Here is a 21,893-nt window from a genome sequence, read left to right as displayed (position 1 = left end):
ATCAGCGGTGGAGCAACCGCCCGACGTCGAACCGAACGAACGGCGTCGCCGCGATGACGGCGCTACAGACCGCGAGGCAGACCGCGCCGAGGGCGGACACGCCGACCAGCAACGGGGTAACGGGGACGGCGAGTCGAATCCCGAAGACCACGAGCACGTCGACCCGCGCGAGCACCCACAGGAGCGCCGCCGCGAGGCCGAACGAGAGGACCGCCGCGGGAATCGCGAGACGGACGGCGTCGGCCGCGAGGAGGGCGAGAACACGTCGCCTGCTCGCGCCGGTCGCGCGGTAGATGCCGATGACGCGACGGTTGGCGTGCACCGCCTGCGCGAACGTCGCGGTCGTACCGCCGATGGTGCTCAACCCGGCGAGCGACACGAGCACGACGAACAGCAACTGCACGTTCCCGAAGACGTTCTCGATGGCCCGTCCGATACCGGTCCCCTCGGTGTACTCGCCGCGACTGCTGAGCGTCGCCGCGACGCGCTCGTCGCCGGTGACGCGGTAGGTCGCCGTCGAGATGACCGTCCCGTCGACGACCAGTCGGAGGTCGTACGACCCCGGCGGCGGGTCGTCACCGAGCCCGACCTCGGACGCCGACAGTTCGATCTCCGAGACGTTTCCGGCGGTCAGTTCGACGGTCCGCGTCTGTGTCCCACCCGGCGAAACGAGGGTGAGGTTGCGGACGAGGAAGCGACCCCACGGGTTGGCGACGCGTGCGGTCACCGTCGGATTCGTGAGTCGCGATCCGGTCGACGGTGAGACCGTCAGCCGCCCGCCGAGGCGCTGCGGCGCGCCGCGTTCCACGGTGAGCGTGTGTTCTTCGGCCACGTAGCCGTCTTTCGAGAGCCGGAGCGTGTACATGCCCGGCTCTTCGGGAACGCGGATGGGCACGCCGCCGCGGGCGTCGGTCGTCGCACTCCGGCCGTCGAGCGTGACGGTCACGCCGGAGACCACGGACTCGTTCGGCGTCGTCGCCGGCACGACGAGGGTGGAACCGGGCGGCGCTCGAGTCGGATACTCGGACGGGAGCTGAAGCGTGTTCGGCCGGTACACCGTCACCGAGCGCGTGACGCCGTCGGTCGCGAGTTCGTACGTCCCCGCGGTCTGGAAGCTCGTCTCGAACGAGATTCGAGTCGATTCGTCGCTCCCGAGCGTCACATCTCGTTCGAGCGTTCGGTTCCCCGCGCGGACCGTAACCGTTTCACTCGCGGTGGTGGACCCGAGGTTTCGAACCGTCGCGCCGAAGCGATACGTCGCGTTCGTCCGGACCTCTGACGGTCCGGAGAGGCTCGTCACGAGCAGTCCCGACGAGCGGTTCTGCAGGGACGCGAGCCTCGACGAGGCGTTTCTCGTCCGAATCAGGTGGACCGTTCCGGGACCCGTCGCCAGCGGCTGTGTCGTCTCGAGCGGGACGACGAGCTGGTCGTTCGTCACGCCGCTTCCGGTGAACGTCCCGACGATTGTGACGCGTCTGACGCCGGGCGTGACGCTCCCCCCGAGCGTCACCGTCTCTCCGACCTCGAGTCCGAGCGTCCGCGCGAGGTCGGTCCCGACGACGGCCTCGTCGGCGCGCTGTGGGGCCGTCCCCGCGACTAACGACGCGTCGGTAACCGAGCTAAACGCGGTGTAGTTCGCCCCGCGGACGAGGTACGGCGCCCGGCCTCGGGTCTGCGCGTAGATGACCTCCGGACTTGCCGTGATACCGTACGAGCGGAGGACCGTCGCGTAGTTCTCGTCGATGCGGCTGTTGAGGGGGTGTGCGGCACCGCTCTCGACGACGGTGCCGCTCGACGTTGTGGCGAGCGGAGCGAGCGCGCCGCCAATCGACCCCGTCAGCAGGATGATGAGCATGAAGACGGCGAGCGTCGCCGCCGTCGGGGTGAAGGCCCGCCAATCGACGAGCGTCGGCGAGGCGACCGCTTGGAATCGGCGAATCGGCTGTGGCCATCGACTGGTGGCCCGGTGCGTTTGGTCGAACCTCGGGTCGCCGCGGACGACCGGAAGCGCCGCGAGGACCCCAGCGAGCAGCCCCATCACGAGGAGGAACCCGGCGATGCCGATGAGCGAAAACGCGATATCCGCGGTCACGTTCGTCTGAATCGACACCGGGAGGCCCACGTACGTCGCGGCGTTGACGACGCCGTTGGTCACGATTACGCCGAGGGCGTATCCCAACGCGACGCCGACGAACGTGAGCGACAGCACGCGCCCGAGGATAATCGAGAGGATGCGCTGCGGCGACGCCCCGGTCGCGCGGGCGACGCCGATGAGACGGGTCCGGTCCCGAATCGACATCTTCGTCACGTTGTACACGACGACGAGAATCAACAGCCCGCCGGCGAACGCGGCGACCGAGAGCGTCCGGACGACCTGCGTGATACCGCCCGCCAGAAACGGGAGCGCCGCGATGAGCGGGACGGTCGTCGGTGACGACGGAGCGTTCGAACTCCCGGTGTCGAACACCAAGGCACCACTGGTCCCCAACCGCTGGACGGTGTCGGTGTCGGCGACGTACCACGACTCGGGAAACAGCGTCTCGTCGACGCGGTGCGGCGAGACGGACGTCGAAACGGTGTTGTCAGGCCCGGCTAGCGCCACCCGATGGACCGTCGATACCGGGGCCGAGACACCGTCTTTCGGCGGTCTCGGAAGCGTCGCGGCTTGCCACGAGACCGACGCGCCCGAAATCGTTCGCGGCGCGTCCGGCGGTATCCCGACGACGCGATGCGTCTCGCCGTCGGGGAGCGAGACGGTCGTGACCGCGATGACGACCTCGTCGGCGGACGCGGCCGCAACGGCGTCGTCGTACGACTGCTCGTAGGTGACCGTCGCCGAACTCGAGAGGTCGGAACTGAGGGTGCCGGTGTAGGTGGCCGCCGTGAGCAACAACAGCGCGGAACCGAGGAGAAACGCCGTCGTGACGGCGACGACCGCGATGCTCAGCCACTCGCGGCGCGACCACCTCGAGAGGAGCGCTGTCGCATAGCGCATGTTATCCGAGGAGGTTCATTGACGGATGAACTCGTCCGGTTTCCGGCGGAGCGAGCCGTCTATCAGCACGTGCGTCTCTTCGAACTGGTCGGACAGCGTGGGGTCGTGACTGATAACGACGAGCGCGGTGTCCGTCTGGTCCTTGACGCGGAACAGGAGGTCGAGGACGCGCGCTGCGGTTTCGGGGTCGAGTTGCCCCGTCGGCTCGTCGGCGAAGACGACGTCCGGTCGGTTCGCGAGGGCGCGGGCGATGGCGACGCGCTGTTTCTCCCCACCGCTGAGCGTCGCCGGATACTGGTCTTTGAGGTCCAAGATGTCGAGGGCGTCGAACAGCGTGTCGAGCCACGCCTCGTCTCGGCTCCGGGTGTGGTCCTGCGGCAGCGCGGCGTTATCCCACGCGGTCAGGTCCGGGATAAGCTGGAAGTCCTGGAACACGAACCCGAGCGCGTCCCGACGTAACACGGCGCGTTTTCGTTCGGGGAGCGCGCTCGTGTCGTCGCCGTGGACGTAGAGCGAGCCGCTGGTCGGGGTACTGAGCAGTCCGAGGACGTTGAACAGCGTCGTCTTCCCGGCACCGCTCGGGCCTTGAATGAGGAGGGACGTGTCAGGCTCGACGGTGATGGAGACGTCCGCGAGAATGGTGGAGTCACCGCGTTCGACGGTGAGCGAATCGCCGCGCAGTACGGGGCCCGTCATCGATATGCTCCCTTCATGCTTCACGTATGTATAGTGTATGGGTGCTCGGTCAGACCGTTCGGTTCGTCGCGACCGCACACGTCGCGTTCCCGACCGGTCGAGACACCACCACGGGGTCGTTCCCGGTGTTGGCGTAGACGACGTTCCGCGTCGCGGTCCACTCGGCGTACGCAGTCGCCGAGACGGTCTCCGGTGCGTTCGGGAAGAGGTGCGCACCGGTCGTCGTCCACGAGCGCTGTGAGATGACGAGACAGTCCGGGCTCGGCCCGCCGGAGAGCCAGTTCGCGACGGCGCTGTAGCCGACCTGCGCCTTGAAGTAATGCGCTCCGACCCGCGTCAGCGAGTGGTCGCTCACCCACGGCGCGTCGGTGTGTGTGGAGGCAAATCGGACGCCCTCGAACTCGGACTCGTACGTCGTGGTCGGGACGGTCGCGGTGTCCATCGTGAGGTACGCGAGCGGCGCGGTCGCGAGCGTCGAGACGAGTACGAGCGCGACGAGCGCGAGCCGAAGCGTGCGCCCGGCGGTCGCCCGCGAGACACCTTGTAGGAGGCGCACGAGAACGACTCCGACGAGCATCGCCGCCGGGACGTGCAGGAACGTCTGCGCGCGCATGACCGTGTCGTAGTACTCGGGCGTGAGCGACGCGGTGAGTCCGAACCCGATGATGGTGACCGGCGCGAGGAACATCGCCGTCGGTATCGCGCCGCCGCGGTACGACTCGAACAGTTCGAGTCCGAAGGCGGCGGTCACCGCGAACACGCCGAGAATCGCGACGAGCCCCAAGATGAGCGGCGGCGTCTGGGTCGTCCCCGGGAATATCGGTGAGACGGCGTTGAGTCCGACGATTCCGAAGAACGACCCGACGACGGCGAGGTACGAGACCTGTTTGACCCGCCGACCGGTCTGTTGGACCCACACGATGCCGATGGCGAGAAGGATGAGCCACGCGAGAAAGAGCCCGGGATAGGCCATGACCCGGTTCACGTACGGAACGCTGAGCGTCGTCGACGACTCGGCGAAGCGGTAGTACGAGAACATGTACGCCCAGAAAGCGACCGCGAGCGCGCCCGGGCCGAGCACCGAACGGAGCGACAGTCGAACGGAGACGTGGCGCACGACGAGCGCGGTCACGACGAGCGCGGCGATAAACGTCGAAAACGTGTGGGTCATCGGGAACACGACGAGCAAGAGCCCGACGACGAGCCACCACCGCCGAAGCCGACTCCGTAACGCGAGGTGCAGGCAGAACGCGAGCGTAATCACGAGGAGGATGCCGAGAATTTCCTCGTCGGGAACCGTGGTCCGACGGAGGAACAACCCTTGGACGGCGAGGAGCGTCGCCGTCACCGCACCGACCGCGGTGGCGGTCCCGTCGCTCGACCCGCTGTCGCGGAGCACGCGGCGAGCGACGACGCCGCCGACGAAACAGATAACCCCGCCGACGACGGTCGCGAGCGGCTGAATCGCACGGACGGGAACGGCGTCGGTGACCAGCGACACGACGCTCAGGTACGTGCTGAACACGAGGTTGTCAGCGCGCTGGGTGAGCGGAATCGACCCCGTCTCCGTGGTCGTCTTCGCTAACCACGCGTAGTCGAATCCGTCGAGCGTCGATGGAAGGCCGCTCCAATAAAGCGGGAGAGCACGGAGGGCGAACGCGAGGGCGACACCCGCGATGAGAATCACGAATCCGCGGCGGCGTCCGTTACTCATTGGTGATACTACCCTCTCCCTCGGGCGTCGGTATATGTCTATCCACTAAGAGTGCCGCGGGGTCCTGAAGCAACAGATAGCCCGTCGCGAGACAGGCGCTCGTGACCGCGAGCCCGAGGCCCGCGAACACCATCCCGGCGATGACACCGGGCGAGAACGCCGGCGTGAGCGCCACGCCGAACACGCGGAGTTCGCCGACCGACAGCAGCGCCGTCACGGCCGCGGTGGCGATGACGAACGCGACAGCCGAAGCGACGAGGCCGACTTTGAGCGTGTCGAAGAGGACGAGCCGGAGGATGTCGGTCCGACGCGCCCCGGTCGCGCGGTACACGCCGATGGTCTTCCGAACGCCGTAGGTGCTCCGCGTGAACGCCGCGGTCGTGCTCCCGACGGTCATGAGGCTCACCAGCGCGACGACCGCGGCGAGGAGCACTTCGAGGTTCCCGAAGACGAGCTGAATCGCCTGCGCGATGCCGCCACCGCTCGTGTAGCGACCGCTCCCCGCGAGCGCGGTCGCCAACCGCTCGTCGCCGCGGACGCGATACGTGAGCGTGGCCGGTTCGCTCGCACCGACCTGCGACGAGATGGTGTACGCTCCGGCCGGGCGCTGTGGGAGAGTCGCCGAGACGCGACGGCTCCCGCCCGGCGCGAGCGAGACGGCTCGTTCGACGTCCCTCCCCGAACCCCGAATAGTCACGGTCGTGTTCAGTCGCTGTGTCCACGGGTTGGTGAGCCGCGCCGTCACCGTCGGTGACGTGAACAGCGTCGGCGTCTGTGGCGAGAGAGAGAGCGTCTGGACCGGCCGACGAGTCGCGTCCTCGGAGACGGTCACCGTCGTGTTACGCTGTTGGGAACCGGCACGCGCGGACACGACGTACGTCCCCGTCTCGTTGAATCGGACGCGAGTCGTCCCGCTCGCGTCCGTCGTTCGGCGCTGGCCATCGACCGAAATCGTCGCGTTTGCGACCGGCTCGCCGCCCCGCGAGACGCTGATTCGCGGCGCGCCCCCGACAGGTATCGACGCGGGAACGCTCACGCCGAGCGACTCGACGACGCGGCCTCGCTCGTCGACCGTCACCGACTTCGTTACGTCGGCCACGGAGAGGGAGACGGTCCCCGCGGGAGGTGTCTCGAACGCGACGAACGTCGTCTTCGACCGGCGACTGGGCACGGACAAGGAGGCCTCCGCCGTCGCGTCTCCGAGCGTGACCGAGACGGACCGCGAGGCGTCGCTCAGCCCGAGGTTCGTTGCTTCGATAGCGACGCCGAACTGCCCATCTCGACGGGTGACTGTCGCGTCCGTCACCACGATTGTCGACGTGTTCGCGTCTCCGCTGGCGAGGCCGCTGGTTCTGATGAACTGAACCCCGTCTCGCCCAGTCGTCGTGAGGTGACGAGCGGTATCGAGCGAGACGAGGAGTTGGTCGTCTTGGACGCCGGTACCCGCGAACTGCCCGACGATTTCGATTCGCGTGATGCCGGGCGTCGTGCTGCCCCCGAGAACGAGCGTGTCGCCGACCGCGAGGCCAGTCGCCTCGGCGAGACTTGCCCCGATGAGCGCCTCGTCGTCGCCGGTCGGTTCCCGTCCCGTCGTCAGCGCCGTGTGCGCCAACGACTCGTACGCGGAGTAGTTCACCCCCCGCGCGACGAACGGCGTACTGCGGTACACCTCGAAGAGGAGAATCTCCGGACTGACCGCGACGCCCTGACTGCGGAGCGCGGACGCGTACGACTCCGGGACGTTACTGGCGATGGGGTGCGGTGCGTCCGGTTCGGTAATCGTCTGCTGGCCGACGCCCGACAGCGGGCCGACCGCGCCGATGACGGCCGACAGCAACAGCACCACGCCCATGAACACGCTCAGCGTCGCGACGGTGGGCACGGTCGCCTCCCACCCGAGCAGTCGCGTCTCGAACAGTCGCGTGAACGGCGACCGCGAGTCGTCGGCGGTCGGCTGACCCGGCGACGACAGCCGGTCCAGCGGTTTCGTCGCTTCTGGGTACGACGCTGTCAGGCCGGCGACGACGCCGGCGACGAGCAGCACGGCCGTCGCCAGTCCGAGCAGTTGGACGACCGCCGGCGTGAGCGCGAGCGCGAGCGAGGTTGGAAGCCCGGCGTAAACCGCCGCGTTCAGAACCGCCCGGACGAGGATGACGCCGATGCTGTATCCGAGCGCCAGTCCGACGGCCGCGAGCGTGATGGCGCGGAGGGTGTACACGCCGACGATTTGCCGCGGCGTCGCGCCCGTCGAACGGAGCACGGCGATATCCGGCCGTCGCTCCTTGACCGTGAGTCGGATGACGCTGTACGTCGTCACCCCGACGAGGATGCCGCTCGCGAGCGTTGCGAGTTGGAGTAGGCGGACCAGTTGGTCGGTCCCGCGGACGAAAAACTGGAGCGCCGACAACAGCGGCGTCGCCGGTGCGCCGTCGGTCTGCTCGATGGTGACCACCTCGGTCGCCTCGAACGCTGAAAGCGTCTCGGCGCGGGTGAGATACCAGCCGTCTCGGAGGACCTGATGGCCAGAGCGGTCCGTAACCGTGACCGACGTCGCCGTCTCGTCCGTTGCGAGCGAGACGGTCTCGCCGGCGGGCGGTCCGCCGACGACGGCGAGCGTTCCGGGGTCCGGACGGGGGAAGTCGATTGTTTGCCCCCGGACGGTGAGTTCTGAGACGCCCGGCGGGACGCCGACAACCGTCGCGGGCCTCCCGTCGACGGTCGCCCCAACGAAGACGAGTCGGACTTCGGGGTCGGACCCGCTCGCGTCCGCGACACTCGACGGGGAGTCAACGCGCTCGACGTGATAGCTCGTCCCGAACTCGTCGGAGATGGTCGTCGTCTGCTGGCCGAGCGAGACGCCGAGAATGGCGGCACCGACGAGAAAAGAGACGGTGAGGGCGATAACGAGCACGGCGAGTGTGTCGCGCGTCTCCCAACTGAACGAAAGCGCTCGACGGTAGCCCATTAGTGTTCTCTATCGCGAGACTCGCGAGCGCTCACATTAAGTGTGTGTGGTTCCGCTGACACCCCGGTCAAACGGCGTGCTCACGGAGACTCCGAAGCTCGGGAGCGCGCTGTCGAACTCGAAAATCGGTTCGCGTCGACGCTTCGACTCCCGACCGCTCACTCGGGAAGCGAGCGAGTCGAACGCGAGTTACTGAGCCCGCAGACGCGCCGCACCGACGAGCGCGACCAGCGAGACGAGCGCCGACAACACGCCGAACCCTGGCGCTTGGCTCTCCGTCTCCGTCGGCGTCTCGGTCGTCACCGGGTCGGGGGTCGTGGTCGGCTCGGCGACCGTGACCGCCACAGACTCGCCGCCGACAGTGAGGTTGTACGTTCCCGCCTGCTCGAACACCGGGAGGAACACGACGGCCGACTCGGTGCCGGGTTCGAGGTCGGCGACGGTCTTCGTCGTTCGAACCGTGCCGTCGACCGTGAGGTTGACCGTCGCGTTCGTCGTCACGTCGCCGTCGTTCAGGACGGTCGCCGTGGCTTCGACGCTCTCGCCGGTTTCGACGTCGGTCGTCGCGACGGAGAAGTTCGTGACGGTCGTCGACGCCGTGTCGCCGTCGCCGCCGTCACCGGAGCCACCGCCGCTGTCGCTGTCGTCCCCGTCGTCGCCGTCACCGCCGCCGCCAGACGAGGAGGTCGTTATCTCGAGTTGTGCGGACTGTTCCTCACCGACCGTGTAGTCGTTGCCGTCCTCGTCGCCCAGCGCGTTGACCTCGGGCGTGACCGTGGTTTCGGCCGTGCTCGTCGCGTTCCCTTCGACAGTGACGGTGGCGACGACCACCTGGCCGGTCTGGTTCGTATCGAGCCCGTAGCCGGTGAGCGTCGCGGAACTGTTGTCACTCGCGTACGTCGTCGTGACCTCCGCCGCGTTGTGGCTGAACGCGACCTGCGTGATAGCCGCGGTGTCGTTGGCGACCGAGAACGAGATATTGGCCGCGCCGACGCCGCCGGAGGCGTTCGTCACGACCACGTCGAACGTCGCCGCCTCGCCGTTCGTAACCGTCTGCCCCGTCGGTTCGAGTGCGACGTCAGTCGACCCCGCCGCCGCAGTCACCCCCGGGGCGACGGCGACCGCGAGAATCAGCAACAAAAGGCAACTGTGTCGCGTTTTCAGTGTCATATCGTCCCCCCCAAGCGGGTGGACGCTGTCCAGACGACTCGCGTTGAACCGGGCGTGTTCGAAGAGCTCATGGTTGTTGTCGGTTTGTCCGTCGAACCATCACGGTTCACCCACGGCGTGGATTGATCGAACCCGCATCCCTGGGAGCGGTCGGCAGCAGCCCCTCACGCGTCGTACTGCCGTGAATCGCCGTGTGAACACGTGATTACTCCGACGTTCACGATATGACAAGAAGAATCAACCATGCTAATTGTTACGGTCGGTCGAAGGGTTGCCACCACCGTCTGTCGGTTCGAACTCGCGCTACTCAGCGGTCGCTGAACGGAGCGAGCGATTGCCGCGTCACGCGTGGACTGCGAGTCGCGCACCGACCTTGTCGACGACGTCGAACAGCGCTTCCGGGAGCGGTTCGTCGTCCGGGAGGCCGACCGTCTTCACGAGGTCAGAATCGACCGGCGCGAGTCTGGGCGAACGAGCGGTCTCCCAGCCGGTGACGACGACCGGTTGGGAATCGTCGACGCGTCGGGTAACGCGCGTGGCGACTCCGCCGCGGTAAGACGGTGGTGCGTGGAGACAGACGACGACTGTCGGGTCTTTCGACGCCGCGAGCCGGCGAAGCGCTTCGGTCTCCGTCACGTATCGGATTTCGACGTCGCTCCGCGGATGCCAGGCACGCTCTGGCGGTGGTCCGTAGACGAGAACCCGTGGTGGCGGTGCCATGAGCTATCACACCACACTTCGCAGAGCAGACATATAAACATTAGATACGCTGACAGATTTGGGGTGGGAGGCGAGCGGTCTGTCATCGGAACGGAAGGTGGCGTCGGGGACAACACACGCGGTCACCGCGGTGGACAGCCACCCGCCAACGGTCCCGGGAGAGACGCCCGGTCAGTCCCGGTTTTCTTTTCGCTCCCTCGTAATCATCGACTCGCGGATGTCCTGTAACCGCTCCGTGCCGCGGAGTTCGGACATGTTCACCCCGAGCGCGCCCGAATCCTCGTCGGTCGCGACGCCGCTCGTGAGGATGCTCCGGACGCCCTCCTCGACGGTCATGTCGATGTCGTACACGTCGTCGGCGGGGATGTAGGTGAGCAGGCCACCGGTGACGGGGTTCGGCGCGAGCGGGAGAAACATCGAGACCATCTCTTTATGGCCGGTCGACTGTTCGATGGTCGCCGGGGAACCGCCCGTCTGGAAGCCGAGCACGTACACGTCGTCGTCGAAACACTGGACGAGTTTCACGTCCTGGAACTCGTCGGCCCCCTCGTCGAGGACCACGTCGCCCATGCGGCGGAAGCTCTTGTACACCGTGCCGATACCCGGAATCGAGGAGATGACGAGGTCGAATACGCCGATGATTTTCTCGCCGTACTGGTTGCGGCCGACGGTCCCCACGACCGCGACGATGGCGAAGAGGACGAGCAGGGCGACCAGTTCGGTGAAGAAGTCGACGACGAACGAGTAGATACCGAGGTCGATGAGGAGCGTGATGAATTCGACGCTCTCGAAGCGGCTGATGATGCCCGCCCAACGAAGCAGGTCGATGAACGGTTCGAGGGCGTTTCTGACGAAGTCGATACCGACGCGCAGGACGTACAGCGTGATGACGATGGGGATCATGATCGCCACGCCCGTCAACAGCGTGTTGTACGCCCGTTCGTACAGGGATTGGCCGGTCTCTTTGGCGCTCACGGCGAGCGTTCCCGGCGAGCGCGGAGGGTCTGCGGAGGACACGGCGGGAGATTCATGTGGGCCGTGAAAATAGTGTCGGCAGTCGAACCGTCTGGATTTTCGAGACGCGCTGCGGCGGGGTCGCTCGCGAGTCGGGAGGCGACGGGCGAGTCGCGTAGAACGACGAAAACGGGGACCGAAGCGGGCCGGATGGATTCGCGGGAACCGTGAGCGACGACGGAAGCCGAGACGGTGGCCCGTGCCGTCCCGAAGGCGGGGTCAGGAGACGACTTCGAACCGACCGACCGAGAGGTCGACCGCGAGCTGCTCGCGCGGGTAGACGAACTCCTCGTCGTCGTACATCGTCCGGACGGTCTCGTCTTCGATTTCCACCACCGTCTGTTCCGTACACAGCGTCGAATGCCGGATGGTCGACCCCTCCGTGATCACGTGCGGGGCGACCTCGAGTGCTTGTGCCATCGTTTCACTAACGCACGGTTAACGATATAGTTCTTTCGACGTTTCGGAGATACGCTATTGAAATGTAGCTATATAGTGGTATTGTCGGGTTGATTGTTCACTTTTTCTCCCAATCTCCTTCGAACTGGCCGAAGCGGTACCGACGAGACAGGAGCCGGGGGAGTCCGAGGCGAGGCCCGACGGAGCGTTTGACTCGCTCCCGAGTCGTTGGCGTCGCCACTCGTCGAGCCTCGCGTCGGTCAGCACGTCCCGGTCGTCGAGCCTCCCGCTCGGCGCGTCAGTCGCGCTCGAACGGGTCGCGCTCGGGGAGTTCGTCGTCGAGGACGGTCGCCGCGGCGTCGACGAACGCGTCGTGGGCCGACAGCGCCTCGCGGAGCGCCTCGTAGTAGGCAACGGTGTCGCCCGCGAGGAAGTGGGAGTCGACCCGCCAGAGCGTCCGCCCGGTGCCGAACTCGCCGGCGGGGAGGTCGTCGTGTTCGTCGCGCACCTCGTCGAGCGCCGTGACGAGTCGCTCGCGAAGCGACGCGTACGGGGAGTCCCCCGAGAAGTCGGCGTCGCCGTGGATGCCGTCTTCGAGGTGGAGTTCGAGGCGGAACTGTCCGCGCTGGAGGGCGCGCGGCGTCGGGTAGTGTTCGAAGTGGAGGTCGTACCCGTGGTCGCGGCCGCGCTCCCACGCCGTAGGCGTGACGCGGCCCCACGGCTTCCCCGAGTCGAGGGCGTGCCACGTGTGGGGACCCTCCGGAGGCGAGGCGCGGAGGTAGTCGGCCCACTCGTACTGGAGGACCTCACGAGCGAGCTTCGCTACGGCGTCGCGGGTCGCGTCGACCTGTAGCTCGTAGTCGAGATAGAAGCTCGTTTCGTCCGCGGTGTCCGGGCCGTTCATACCTCCCTGCTAGACGCCCACACGGATAAAGATTCGACACAGGCCCCCGAGGGCCCGCGTTCGCTCAGTCCTCGTGTCGCGCCCAGCGCGCGCCCCCGAGCAGGAGCGTCGCGATGGCGGCGACCGCGGGAGCGACGCCGAAACCGGGAACGCCGGTCGCCGTGGTCCGGCGCTCGGTCGTGGCCTCGGTCGCGGTTGCAGACTGCGTGTCTGTCGCGCTGGCGGTCGTTTCAGCGTCGTCAGTCGCGGTCGACGCGGTTGGCGTGGGTGACTGGGACGCCGACTCGGTTGTCGCGGGCTGGTCGGTCGCATTGTCCGACTCGTCGTCCGCGTCGGAATCGCCGTCCGGCCCGGAGTCCGAACCGCCGTCGGTGTCGTCGCCATCGTCGTCCGAGTCACCGGTGTTGTCGCCGGTGTCCCCGCCACCGTCGGAACCCCCGCCGCCGGCCGACTCCGAGACGGAGAGGTCGAGTCCTGACGTGTCGGTGACGGTGTAGGAGTTCCCGACCTCGTCGCCGAGGGCAGTCACGGACACGTCGAGCGCGCCGTCGCCGGTGGCGTCGGCGGTTTCGACGGTGACGGTCGCGACGGCCACCGAACCAGTGTCGTCGGTATCGAGGCCGACGACGCGAACCGAGGCGACCGTGCGACTCTCGTCGTACGACACGTCTCGCAGTCGCGGGTCAGTGCCGTCGGGTGTGGCGACCTCGGCGATGCGACCGACGGACGCGTCGTCGAGTTCGACCGTCAGGTTGTACGCGCCGACGCCGGCGTCGACACTGTCGACGACGATGTCGAACGTCCGCGTCGAGTCGGGTTCGACGGTCGCCGCGCCGGTGTCGAAGCCGACGGTCGTGTCGGTCGCGGCGAGCGCGGGCGGCGCGGCGGCGCTCAGACAGACGAGCGCCGCGAACGCCGCGAGTGCGGTCCGTCCGGTCCAGTTCGAGTTCAGCTTACACATTCGTCGAGGCGAACAGCCGCTGTACGTCGCCCACGTCGACGCGACCGTCGTCGTTGAGGTCGAACGCGGGGATGCTCGACTGGACCGGCTCGGCGTCGCGGTTCACGAACAGCGCTTGGGCGTCGACGACGTTCACGCTGCCGTCGCCGTTCACGTCCTCGAAGGTGCCGTCGCCGTCGTGGTCGGCCATCGCGCGGCCGTTGCCGGTGAGGTCACCGGGTTCGACGCTGACGGGGCGGTTGTCGATGTTCGACACCGCGTAGGCCGTGCCGTCGGGGTCGTAGGTCGCCGTCGGGGTCAGTTCGAGCGCCGTCGAGCCGCCGAGCGCGACGCCCTCGACCGTCACGGTCGCCAGAACCTGCGAGTCGTTTGCGTCGCCGTCGCCGGCGTCGATACCGGCGGCCTCGATGTGGACCGTACTCCCGTCGTCGCTGACGTTAACCGCCGAGAAACCGGGGTCCTCGGAGAACTGCACGTCCGTGATGCGGGCCACGCTCGAATCGCCGACCGCGAGGGACAGTTCGTACGCGCCGACGCCGCTGGCGGCGTCGCTCGCGGTGATGTCGAACGTCCGGGTGTCGCCGAGGGGGACGGACTGGCCGTCCGAGCCGACCGCGAGCGCGACGCCGTCGGCCGGTTCAGGCGTCGGGTCGGTCGTCGTCGCCTCGCCGTCGAGGTCGGCGTTCAGCACCGCCGAGTCGAAGTTCTCGTACTGGCTCGAATACGCGCTGTCGGTGTAGTCGACGTAGAGGTCGACGCCCGACCCCGCCGCGGTCACCGACGACCCGAAGGCGTCGAGGTCGCTCGTCGGCACGGTGACCGTGACGGTGCCGCTCGCGCCGTCGTAGGCGACGTTCGTCGTCTCGACGTAGCCGCCGCTTCGGCCGGCGAAGGCGGCGGTTCCGCTCACGCCAGTCACGCGCGAGGGCGCGGCGATGATAACCGTCGTCTGGCCGTCGTCGCTCGCCACGTCGACCGCGTCGGCGTCGACCGCCGCGTCGACTCGGCGCATCCGGTCGTCGGACTCGGTGTCGACTTCGGCGGCCGCGATGGTCGAGCGGTTCTGCAGGTAGCCGATGACCCCGTCGGCCATCGTCGTCTCGTTGGAGACCGACACGCGCGGTTTGTCGCCGAGCGGGTAGCCGCTGCCGCCGTCGGCGATGTAGGAGTTGGTCGCGAGCGTGTAGGTCGCCGAGTCGTTGACGGGTTCGCCGTCCACCGTCAGGTCGCGAATCGTCGCGTCGCCCTCGCCGGGCGACGAGCTATCGGTGTGGGGCACCCACTCGAAGGTGACGCCGCTCACCTGCTGTTGGGTCTGGGTGCCGTACTGGTTGTCCATCTCCAGCGGCGTGATTTGGCTCTTGACGACCTCGCGGAGTTCCGCGCCGGTCACCTCGACCACGACGATGTGGTTGCCGAACGAGAGCGTCGACGTGACCATCCCGCGGGTGATGTTGAACTCCTCGCCCGCAGCGTACTCGTTCGGGTAGAGCGTGTCGCGGATGCCGCCGGCGTTCGTCACGGCCACGTCTGCGCCGGTGTAGCCGCGGACGCCGTCGGTGACGAGGTGGCCCGTCGCGGAGTCGTCGGTGTAGCTGGAACCGACGCCCGTGTGCTCGGGCATGACCGCCGTCGCGAGCTTCGTATTGAGATAGTCCTCGCGGAGCGGGTTGATGTACGTCTGCCACGAGTCGTTGCGCGGCACGTCGGTCGTCACGTCGACGAGTTCGCCGGAGGCGTCGGTCACGCTCCCGTTGTCGACGGTCAGCTCCATCGTCATGATGGCGTTGGCCTTGCCGGTGGTCTCGCCGATGAGGACGCCGTTTGTCGTCTGCGGCGGGTAGCGCTGTTGGTCGTCGCCGGAGACGAGCGCGTCGATGCCGTCGACGTTCCGCGCGAGGTCCTTCGAGTCCGGGATGCCGACCGGGGCCAGCGCGACGACCACGTCCACGTCCTCCTCGTTTCGGAGCGTGTCGACGGTTCGCTGGGCGGCGGTCGTCGGGTCGACGACGGTGTAGCCGTTGCGCTCGATGACGCCGTCGGTCTTGGCGTTGATGGCCTCGTCGGTCAGGCCGAAGAAGCCGACTTTCACGCCGCCGCGCTCGACGACGGTGTAGTTCTGCGTCCCGGGGAGGTTCTCGCCGGTCCCCTCGTCGACGACGTTGGCGAGGAGCCACGGGTAGGTCGACTCGTTGGCGATGGCCTCGAAGACGGCGAAGTCGTTCGCCCCCGCGTCCTCGTCGTAGTCGAGTTCGTGGTTCTGGACGACCTCGGCGTCGGGGTCGATGAGGTTCATCGCCGTCACCGGCGGCTCGTAGCCGCGCTCCAGACCGTCGTAGTTGCGGAGGGCGTGGGGGCTGAGTTCGTCGCCGCCGCCGGCCACGAAGACGGGACCGGAGGCGTTCGCGCGCTCGCGGTTGATGAGCGTAATCATCCGGCCGAGTTTGTCGTCGCCGGAGCCGGCGGCCGCCTTGCCGATGTCGTTGAAGCCGACGAGCGTGATGGTCGTCGCGTTCGCGCCCGCGGTGTCGTTGCCGGCGTCGCCGCCGTCACCGCCGTCGTCGCCCGCGGGAGCGGTCAGATTCGTCACCGACGCGGGCTGAATCTTGTACTCCTCGAAGCTGTAGAACACCGGCCCTTCGACGGCGTCGGCGGTACCGCCGACCTCGCCGGGCGTGGTGTCGTCGCCGGTCGTCGCGTCGTCGATGGCGACCGGCCCGGAGCCGTCGGTGACGGCCCACTCGCCGTACTGGCCGGGGGTTTCCGTGACCTCGACGTCGCGCACGCTGACGAGAACGCCCTCGTAGGACTCTCGGGAGACGTTCGCCGTCGCGAGCGTGGTCGCCTCGGGAACCGCCCCGGTGCCGGTCGTCGACAGCGAGGCGCTGTCGTTGGCGAGGTCGAGTTGGGTCATCCCGTAGTACTCGGAGACGGGCGCGTCGACGCGCACCTCGTCGCCGGGGGTCGCATTCGACGACCCGCCCGCGTAGACGTAGACGGCGCTGTGGCGCACGTCGGCCGCGGAGGCGTTCTGCACGAAGAACCCGTCGGCGTTCGTCGCCGTCACCGTTCCGGCGACGCTGACGAACTGCCCCGCGTAGGCGGAGGCGTCGCCGTCGGTCGTGTTCGACTGGAGTTCGGTGATGGTCACGGCCGTCGGAGCGGACGCGTTCATCGCCGACTGGACGTTCGAGTCGAGTGCGCTCGCGTCCTCCCCAGCCGCGACGCCCGCCGCACCGGCGGGAAACGTCGCGGTCGTGAGTACTAACACCAGTAGCACCGTTACAGTACGACTGAGAACTGTCTGTGATGGTGTGTGCGGAGGCACATCAGTCCGCACCGAGGCGGGTGTGATAACCGCTGGTAAGTGTGTTATATAGGTGACAGAACTGCGATAGGGAGGTTCATACGATACGGAGCGATTCGTACTTCAGTCGGGTGGTTGTCGGGTCGGGTTCCGGAAGTTCACGAACAGAGGCGACCGGGAGACCGGTCGCCATGTTTTCAGTACGTACCAGTGGTAGGACGAATGGATATATTTAACACCATCGGCCAATTGCTTGCCAGTTGAGAACGGTTTCCACCTCCTCGGTTCGGTGGTCGACCCACCGAAGACCGTTCTCTCTTTCCCCCAAACGAAGCATACTATCGGTACTTCCAATTAGTACCTACTTTCCGAATCTATATCACCCTCTACCAAAACAACGTGTACGAGAACAGGAACGTCATCATCTGATGCTGGTGGCGTTGCCCTCGTTCTCGTTCCATCCTCCCCCACTCGGGGGACCCCACCACCCTTCGGCTACCTGTCCACCGAGACGCATCCGTCACCGAATCGGTTCATCAGCGCTCAGACGCGGCTGTCGGGCACCTGCAACACAACATCCGTCGGGCCTCCCACGAAAGCGTCGAGAATCGTGACGAGTTGGGTTATGCTCCCTCTCCGCCGAGCGCGGCATGCACTCGCGTTCGAACGTCGTCGGGACTCGCCGCCGATTGGTCGCGCCGGGCCATCCGTCCGGTGACGAGGTCGAGAAGGTCGAGCGCGGCCAGCAACTCGCGAACGTCGGCGCGGTCGAGGCCGAGACGGCGTTCGACTTCGTACAGCGTCTTCGCACCCGCGACGGCGGCACACACGTCTTCGGTCGAACAGTCGAGCGAAGACACCGACGCGGGAAGCGGCGGGAGGTCAGTCGCGGTGGACGCGTCCTCGGCCGTCGTACTCGTCTCGTCGGTCTCCGTCGCGACCTGCTCCGTGTTCGTGGCCGGGTCCGTCTCAGAGTCAGACTGCGACTCCGACTTCGGGTTCGGCGCTGACTTCGGGTCCGGCTTCGATTCCGACACCGACTTCGATTCGTCGTTCGCGTCGGTCTCGGCGTCGTCCGGCGTGTCACGTTCGACCGCCGCGTCGTCGGTATCTTCAGTACCCACCTTGGGAGACTGGTCAGTCTCACTCGTGCTGTCCTCGTCAGAGACGCTCGGCTCCGGTTGCCGTGGCTCGTCGCCCGACTCGGTCGACTCGCCGTACGACTCCGGCTCGTGAATCCCGCGTTGAATCATCTGGTTGCGGACGGTCTGGGGAGTCACGTCGACGCCGAGGGCGTCGGTCATCTCCTTGAACGTCTCGCAGGTCTCGTACGCCTCCCGAAGCCGAACGGGGTCGTGGTGTGCGGGTACCGAGTCGGCGTCTGTCGCGGCGGTCGGGCTCGTCTCTGTCTTCGTACCGGTGTCCGCGTCCGTCTCCGTGTCCGGGCTCGTCTCTGTAGCCGTATTCGCGTCCGTCTCTGTATCCGCCTCGATGGGGTCGTCCGTCGATACGGATGTGGGTTGGTCGTCCTCCGACGGCTCGTCTCTCGCCGTCGGGACCGCGAACTCCATCGTCGGTGGCGACACGACCGATGCGACGGGGGCGCTACCCGTCGAGCCGCGCGCCCCGGAACCGTCGGCTCGAGCGACCGGCGCGTCCGCCGGCTCGGGGTCGCCGTCGGTGCCGGCGTGTTCAGCCGATACCGACTCCTGTCCGGCGTCTTCGGTCGCCGGGGGAGCGAGCGCCACGTCGAGTTCGAGTCGAAGTCGGCCGTCGGTCATCGACGCCGCCGGCGACGACACGGAGAGTCGGTCCGGGTCGACCGCGCACGCTGACGCGAAGTCGTACTCGACGGTGACCGAAGCCGTTGTGCCGTTTTCGCTCGGCTCGTCCCCGCTGGTCAGTTCCAGCCCGTGAATCTCTCCCGTCGTCTCCGAAAACTGTTCGAGAACCGCCGTGAGTTCTCGCACGTTTCTAACCACTTCCATATGAGGATGTCAACTCCGTCACATGGCATATAATTTATTGCCGCCAACATCATCTAGTAATATATATTCTATACAGATTCCTGTTCTCTTGGTCCCTCGTGGTGAGCGACCGGAACGGTCCGCGGCGCGCGGTCGCCGAGTGCGACTATCGCCTAGCTGTTTTTTCACTCTGAGGCAACAGTACGTCCGTATGGACGTGTCCCTGCTCCACGACATCGCGCCGTTCAGCACGGAACAACGCGCGATGCGAATCCTGTTGATCGACGATAACGAGTCGATGGTGGAGCTGTCCGCGACCTTTCTCGAACGCGAACTCGACGACGTCGAGACGGAGACGTACACCGACCCGGTGTCGGCGCTCGACGAACTCACTGACGGCGCGTACGACTGCGTCGTGAGCGACTACGACATGCCGGTGATGGATGGGCTCGAACTGCTCACGGCGGCGCGCGAGCGGGGTATCGAGATACCCTTCGCCCTCTTCACCGGCAAGGGAAGCGAGGAAATCGCGAGTCGCGCCATCTCCGCCGGCGTCGACGAGTACCTCCAGAAGGGCGGCCCCGAGGAGTATCCCGTGTTGGCGAACAAGGTGTCGAATCTCGTCGAGAAACACCGCGCCGAGACGCACATGCGACGCGGCTTTCTCGCCATCGAGTCGGCCGAAGAGGGCATCGGCATCATCGACGGAGACGGCGTCTATCAGTACCTGAACGAGGCGTATGCCGCGCTCTACAACCGCAACCGGGCCGAACTCATCGGCGAACACTGGGACGTCCTCTACCCGGACGACGAGGCGCGGCGCTTCCACGAGGAAATCCTCCCGCAACTCGAAGCCGAAGGGTCGTGGCGGGGCATTTCGACCGGCGTCACCAAAACCGGCGAGCTGGTCCCCGAGCGACTCGTGCTGACGCGGATGGACGACGGGGGACACGTCTGTATCGTCCAGGAACTCACCGAGGTCGATGCGTTGCGGGCGGAAGTCGAGCTGAAAGACCGAGTGCTCGACGCCGTCGGCGTCGCAATCGTCGTCATCGACCCGTCGAAGCCCGACAACCCTGTCGTCTACTGCAACGAGGCGTTCGAGGCGCTTACGGGCTACGACGCCGCGGCGGTCGAGGGTCGCAACTACCGGTCCCTCTACGGCCCCGAGACGGACCCGGAGACGGTTGCCGACATTCGCGCCGCCGTCGACGCCGGCGAGCCGATTTCGACCGATATTCGCAGCTACGGCGCCGGCGGCGAGCCCTTCTGGGCCCACCTCGATATCCGCCCGATTCGGGACGACGACGGCGCGCTCGAATGCTTCGTCGGCTTCTACCGTGCGGCCGACCGTGACGGCGACGCGGACTCGGCCTGACGTAGTGGTCGGTTGCGGTCGACAGCGATATACTGGAAACGGTGGGGTGTCTCGAAGGCGGGGAAGAACTACAACTGCGGCGGTCGTCACCAGGTGCCGTGTCCGCTCACTATCGACTCTATCAGGTCCTCGGTCTCTCCGCACTCCTCTTCGCAGTGTACTACTGGTGGCTCGACGACTCGCCGCTCATCGCGGCCGGCTGGACCGTCCTCGGGCTGTGGTATCTGTACGCGCTCAAGGGGGGAGTCGACCAAATTGACGATGATGCCGTCGATACGTGACTGCAGAAAAGCGAGAGCTGTGTATCGGTCTGCCGTTACTCGTTCGACGCGCGCTTGAAGAACGCGACCGCCGCGCCGAACAGCGTCAGGTTCTGGAGGAACGACGTGAGTTCCTCGTCGCGGGCGTCGTCGTCGACGGCCCAGAAGTCGTGCATCGTCGGCGTGACGCCGGCGAAGAACGCCGCGACGCTCGCGGCGGCGAGTCTGGGCAGCTTCCAGAGGCCGATGCCGATACTCCCGCCGAGGAGCAGGCCGCTCGCGGCGGGGACGAGTCGGTCCGCCTCCGGGACGCCTTTCGCCTCCGCGTAGGCGATGCGGCCGTCGAGGTCGGTCAGGTTGCGAATCGCGAGGACGGCGAGACCGCTCGCGAAGAGGGCGCGGGCGAGCCGCGATGGCGTGCTGCGTTCAGATTCGTCGGGAACTGTCATCACGTTTTGAAAATAGTGTTCTAATTATAAGCGCTGTGTTTACAAACTGGCCAGTACGTTTTAGTATTCGAGGCGGACCGTCCCCGAATTGACGTTCCCCCGAATCTGGTTCGTGTATTCAGACACGAGGTCCGACATCGCGAACGCACACGGCTGGCAGGTGGACGTGACCGACGGTACTGACGGCGGTGCGCGCTTCGAGTTCCGGACGGAGCGGTGAGCGAACTCGGCCACGATTCGCGCGGCGACACCATCCCCGAGTCAGTCAATAAAAACGCATTTCCCCCGAGCGAGTGAAATCGCCCGGACGATGGTGCGCACTCGTCTCACGTCACCGACGTTCGACCGCAGCGCGTCGATTCCGACTGTCACCTACGTCCTTCTCATCACCGTGCTGAGCGGGTTTCTTCTCGCCGCGCCCCACGGCTCGCCGACGCCGCTTTTGGGACTCGCCTGGAGCGGCGTTCTCGTCGCGCTCGCGGCCGGCGCGCTTCGGGTTGAGGGCGTCGCACTCCAGTCTTTGTTCCCGTCTCTCCGGGCGTTCGGCGCGGCGGTCGCCGTCGTCGCCGCGTTCTGGGCGCTGTACAATCTCGTAGCGGCTGGACTCGCAACCGCGGGCGTCGGCGGCTTCGAGCCCGTTCTGTCGCGGGTCGTCGCACACCCGGCTCCGTATCTCGCGGCGCTCCTGAGTTCGTTCGTGCTCACGGCGCTCCCGGAGGAACTCCTGTTTCGTGGCTACCTGAATCGAGGAGAGAGTCCCGCCGTTCACGGCGGGCGTGGATCCGACAACAGGAACACAACCGCCGACAATGCTCAGTCCGGGGTATCCAAATCTTTCGCCGCGTGGAGCAACATCCCTTCCCACGTCAGGCCGTGGTCGTCCTTGATTCGCTTCAACCGTTCATGAACGTCGTCGTCCACTACTACGTGGATGTTCTTCGCCATACATACAGACAAAAGCCAAACATACATCAGCCTTCGGATGTAAGGTGTT

At 66.7% G+C, this 21,893-nt stretch carries 16 protein-coding genes; 3 read left to right on the top strand and 13 right to left on the bottom strand.

Features of this window, described 5'->3' with window-relative positions; translation table 11 throughout:
- Position 1: 1 nt before the first annotated feature.
- The 12 genes from C5B91_RS09390 to C5B91_RS09335 form a co-directional block, all read right to left on the bottom strand.
- Positions 2 to 2,995 (bottom strand): FtsX-like permease family protein, encoded by a 2,994-nt coding sequence (locus C5B91_RS09390; protein WP_115819619.1) that lies wholly within the window; start codon positions 2,993 to 2,995, stop codon positions 2 to 4.
- 15 nt (positions 2,996 to 3,010) lie between these two features.
- Positions 3,011 to 3,691 carry an ABC transporter ATP-binding protein gene (locus C5B91_RS09385; protein ID WP_008095945.1) on the bottom strand — a complete coding sequence of 227 codons (681 nt, stop codon included), beginning with the start codon at positions 3,689 to 3,691 and terminating at the stop codon, positions 3,011 to 3,013.
- Between the two features lie 49 nt (positions 3,692 to 3,740).
- The gene (locus C5B91_RS09380; RefSeq protein ID WP_233514229.1) at positions 3,741 to 5,405 is read right to left on the bottom strand and encodes a hypothetical protein; all 1,665 of its coding nucleotides are present in this window, start codon (positions 5,403 to 5,405) and stop codon (positions 3,741 to 3,743) included.
- Positions 5,398 to 8,370: an ABC transporter permease gene (locus C5B91_RS09375; RefSeq protein WP_115819620.1), complete on the bottom strand. Its 2,973-nt coding sequence runs from the start codon at positions 8,368 to 8,370 to the stop codon at positions 5,398 to 5,400. Before C5B91_RS09375 ends, C5B91_RS09380 begins: the two co-directional genes overlap by 8 nt.
- 189 nt (positions 8,371 to 8,559) lie before the next feature.
- On the bottom strand, positions 8,560 to 9,540 hold the full coding sequence (locus tag C5B91_RS09370) for a CARDB domain-containing protein (protein ID WP_233514231.1): 981 nt from the start codon (positions 9,538 to 9,540) through the stop codon (positions 8,560 to 8,562).
- A 342-nt stretch (positions 9,541 to 9,882) separates the two neighbouring features.
- Positions 9,883 to 10,260, bottom strand: coding sequence for a hypothetical protein (locus C5B91_RS09365; RefSeq protein WP_233517258.1), 378 nt, complete (start codon positions 10,258 to 10,260; stop codon positions 9,883 to 9,885).
- A gap of 171 nt (positions 10,261 to 10,431) precedes the next feature.
- Positions 10,432 to 11,235, bottom strand: a complete 804-nt coding sequence (locus tag C5B91_RS09360) for a DUF502 domain-containing protein (protein WP_008095955.1) — start codon at positions 11,233 to 11,235, stop codon at positions 10,432 to 10,434.
- Between the two features lie 258 nt (positions 11,236 to 11,493).
- Positions 11,494 to 11,694, bottom strand: a complete 201-nt coding sequence (locus C5B91_RS09355; protein ID WP_008095956.1) for a hypothetical protein — start codon at positions 11,692 to 11,694, stop codon at positions 11,494 to 11,496.
- Between the two features lie 277 nt (positions 11,695 to 11,971).
- A complete protein-coding gene (locus C5B91_RS09350) occupies positions 11,972 to 12,577 on the bottom strand; it encodes a hypothetical protein (protein WP_008095959.1) in 606 nt (201 codons plus the stop codon).
- Between the two features lie 64 nt (positions 12,578 to 12,641).
- Positions 12,642 to 13,538, bottom strand: coding sequence for a hypothetical protein (locus C5B91_RS09345; RefSeq protein WP_115819622.1), 897 nt, complete (start codon positions 13,536 to 13,538; stop codon positions 12,642 to 12,644).
- The gene (locus tag C5B91_RS09340; protein WP_199519518.1) at positions 13,531 to 16,809 is read right to left on the bottom strand and encodes a 5'-nucleotidase C-terminal domain-containing protein; all 3,279 of its coding nucleotides are present in this window, start codon (positions 16,807 to 16,809) and stop codon (positions 13,531 to 13,533) included. The genes C5B91_RS09345 and C5B91_RS09340 overlap by 8 nt, the downstream gene beginning before the upstream one ends.
- Before the next feature lie 659 nt (positions 16,810 to 17,468).
- The gene (locus tag C5B91_RS09335; protein ID WP_115819623.1) at positions 17,469 to 18,833 is read right to left on the bottom strand and encodes a hypothetical protein; all 1,365 of its coding nucleotides are present in this window, start codon (positions 18,831 to 18,833) and stop codon (positions 17,469 to 17,471) included.
- 190 nt (positions 18,834 to 19,023) lie between these two features.
- Between C5B91_RS09335 and C5B91_RS09330 the strand changes: the two genes are divergently transcribed.
- Complete coding sequence (locus C5B91_RS09330) at positions 19,024 to 20,190, top strand: PAS domain-containing protein (RefSeq protein WP_115819624.1); 1,167 nt, start codon at positions 19,024 to 19,026, stop codon at positions 20,188 to 20,190.
- A gap of 98 nt (positions 20,191 to 20,288) precedes the next feature.
- On the top strand, positions 20,289 to 20,471 hold the full coding sequence (locus C5B91_RS09325) for a hypothetical protein (protein WP_008095966.1): 183 nt from the start codon (positions 20,289 to 20,291) through the stop codon (positions 20,469 to 20,471).
- 35 nt (positions 20,472 to 20,506) lie between these two features.
- Here C5B91_RS09325 and C5B91_RS09320 read toward each other — a convergent pair whose 3' ends face one another.
- Entirely contained in the window at positions 20,507 to 20,899 is a 393-nt protein-coding gene (locus tag C5B91_RS09320) for a DoxX family membrane protein (protein ID WP_008095967.1), read from the bottom strand.
- A 310-nt stretch (positions 20,900 to 21,209) separates the two neighbouring features.
- Between C5B91_RS09320 and C5B91_RS09315 the strand changes: the two genes are divergently transcribed.
- Positions 21,210 to 21,806 (top strand): hypothetical protein, encoded by a 597-nt coding sequence (locus tag C5B91_RS09315; protein ID WP_181950679.1) that lies wholly within the window; start codon positions 21,210 to 21,212, stop codon positions 21,804 to 21,806.
- Positions 21,807 to 21,893 lie beyond the last annotated feature (87 nt).

The organism is Haloferax sp. Atlit-10N (assembly GCF_003586325.1).
Classification (GTDB): domain Archaea; phylum Halobacteriota; class Halobacteria; order Halobacteriales; family Haloferacaceae; genus Haloferax; species Haloferax prahovense.
This window is presented reverse-complemented; position numbering and strand designations above follow the sequence as displayed.

What these genes read in the sequence shown, in the direction of transcription:
- C5B91_RS09320 (WP_008095967.1), bottom strand. Translation starts at nt 20,899, where the DNA reads ATGACAGTTCCCGACGAATCTGAACGCAGCACGCCATCGCGGCTCGCC.
- C5B91_RS09380 (WP_233514229.1), bottom strand. Translation starts at nt 5,405, where the DNA reads ATGAGTAACGGACGCCGCCGCGGATTCGTGATTCTCATCGCGGGTGTC.
- C5B91_RS09385 (WP_008095945.1), bottom strand. Translation starts at nt 3,691, where the DNA reads ATGACGGGCCCCGTACTGCGCGGCGATTCGCTCACCGTCGAACGCGGT.
- C5B91_RS09330 (WP_115819624.1), top strand. Translation starts at nt 19,024, where the DNA reads ATGGACGTGTCCCTGCTCCACGACATCGCGCCGTTCAGCACGGAACAA.
- C5B91_RS09345 (WP_115819622.1), bottom strand. Translation starts at nt 13,538, where the DNA reads ATGTGTAAGCTGAACTCGAACTGGACCGGACGGACCGCACTCGCGGCG.
- C5B91_RS09315 (WP_181950679.1), top strand. Translation starts at nt 21,210, where the DNA reads ATGGTGCGCACTCGTCTCACGTCACCGACGTTCGACCGCAGCGCGTCG.
- C5B91_RS09365 (WP_233517258.1), bottom strand. Translation starts at nt 10,260, where the DNA reads ATGGCACCGCCACCACGGGTTCTCGTCTACGGACCACCGCCAGAGCGT.
- C5B91_RS09350 (WP_008095959.1), bottom strand. Translation starts at nt 12,577, where the DNA reads ATGAACGGCCCGGACACCGCGGACGAAACGAGCTTCTATCTCGACTAC.
- C5B91_RS09335 (WP_115819623.1), bottom strand. Translation starts at nt 18,833, where the DNA reads ATGGAAGTGGTTAGAAACGTGCGAGAACTCACGGCGGTTCTCGAACAG.
- C5B91_RS09355 (WP_008095956.1), bottom strand. Translation starts at nt 11,694, where the DNA reads ATGGCACAAGCACTCGAGGTCGCCCCGCACGTGATCACGGAGGGGTCG.
- C5B91_RS09375 (WP_115819620.1), bottom strand. Translation starts at nt 8,370, where the DNA reads ATGGGCTACCGTCGAGCGCTTTCGTTCAGTTGGGAGACGCGCGACACA.
- C5B91_RS09370 (WP_233514231.1), bottom strand. Translation starts at nt 9,540, where the DNA reads ATGACACTGAAAACGCGACACAGTTGCCTTTTGTTGCTGATTCTCGCG.
- C5B91_RS09390 (WP_115819619.1), bottom strand. Translation starts at nt 2,995, where the DNA reads ATGCGCTATGCGACAGCGCTCCTCTCGAGGTGGTCGCGCCGCGAGTGG.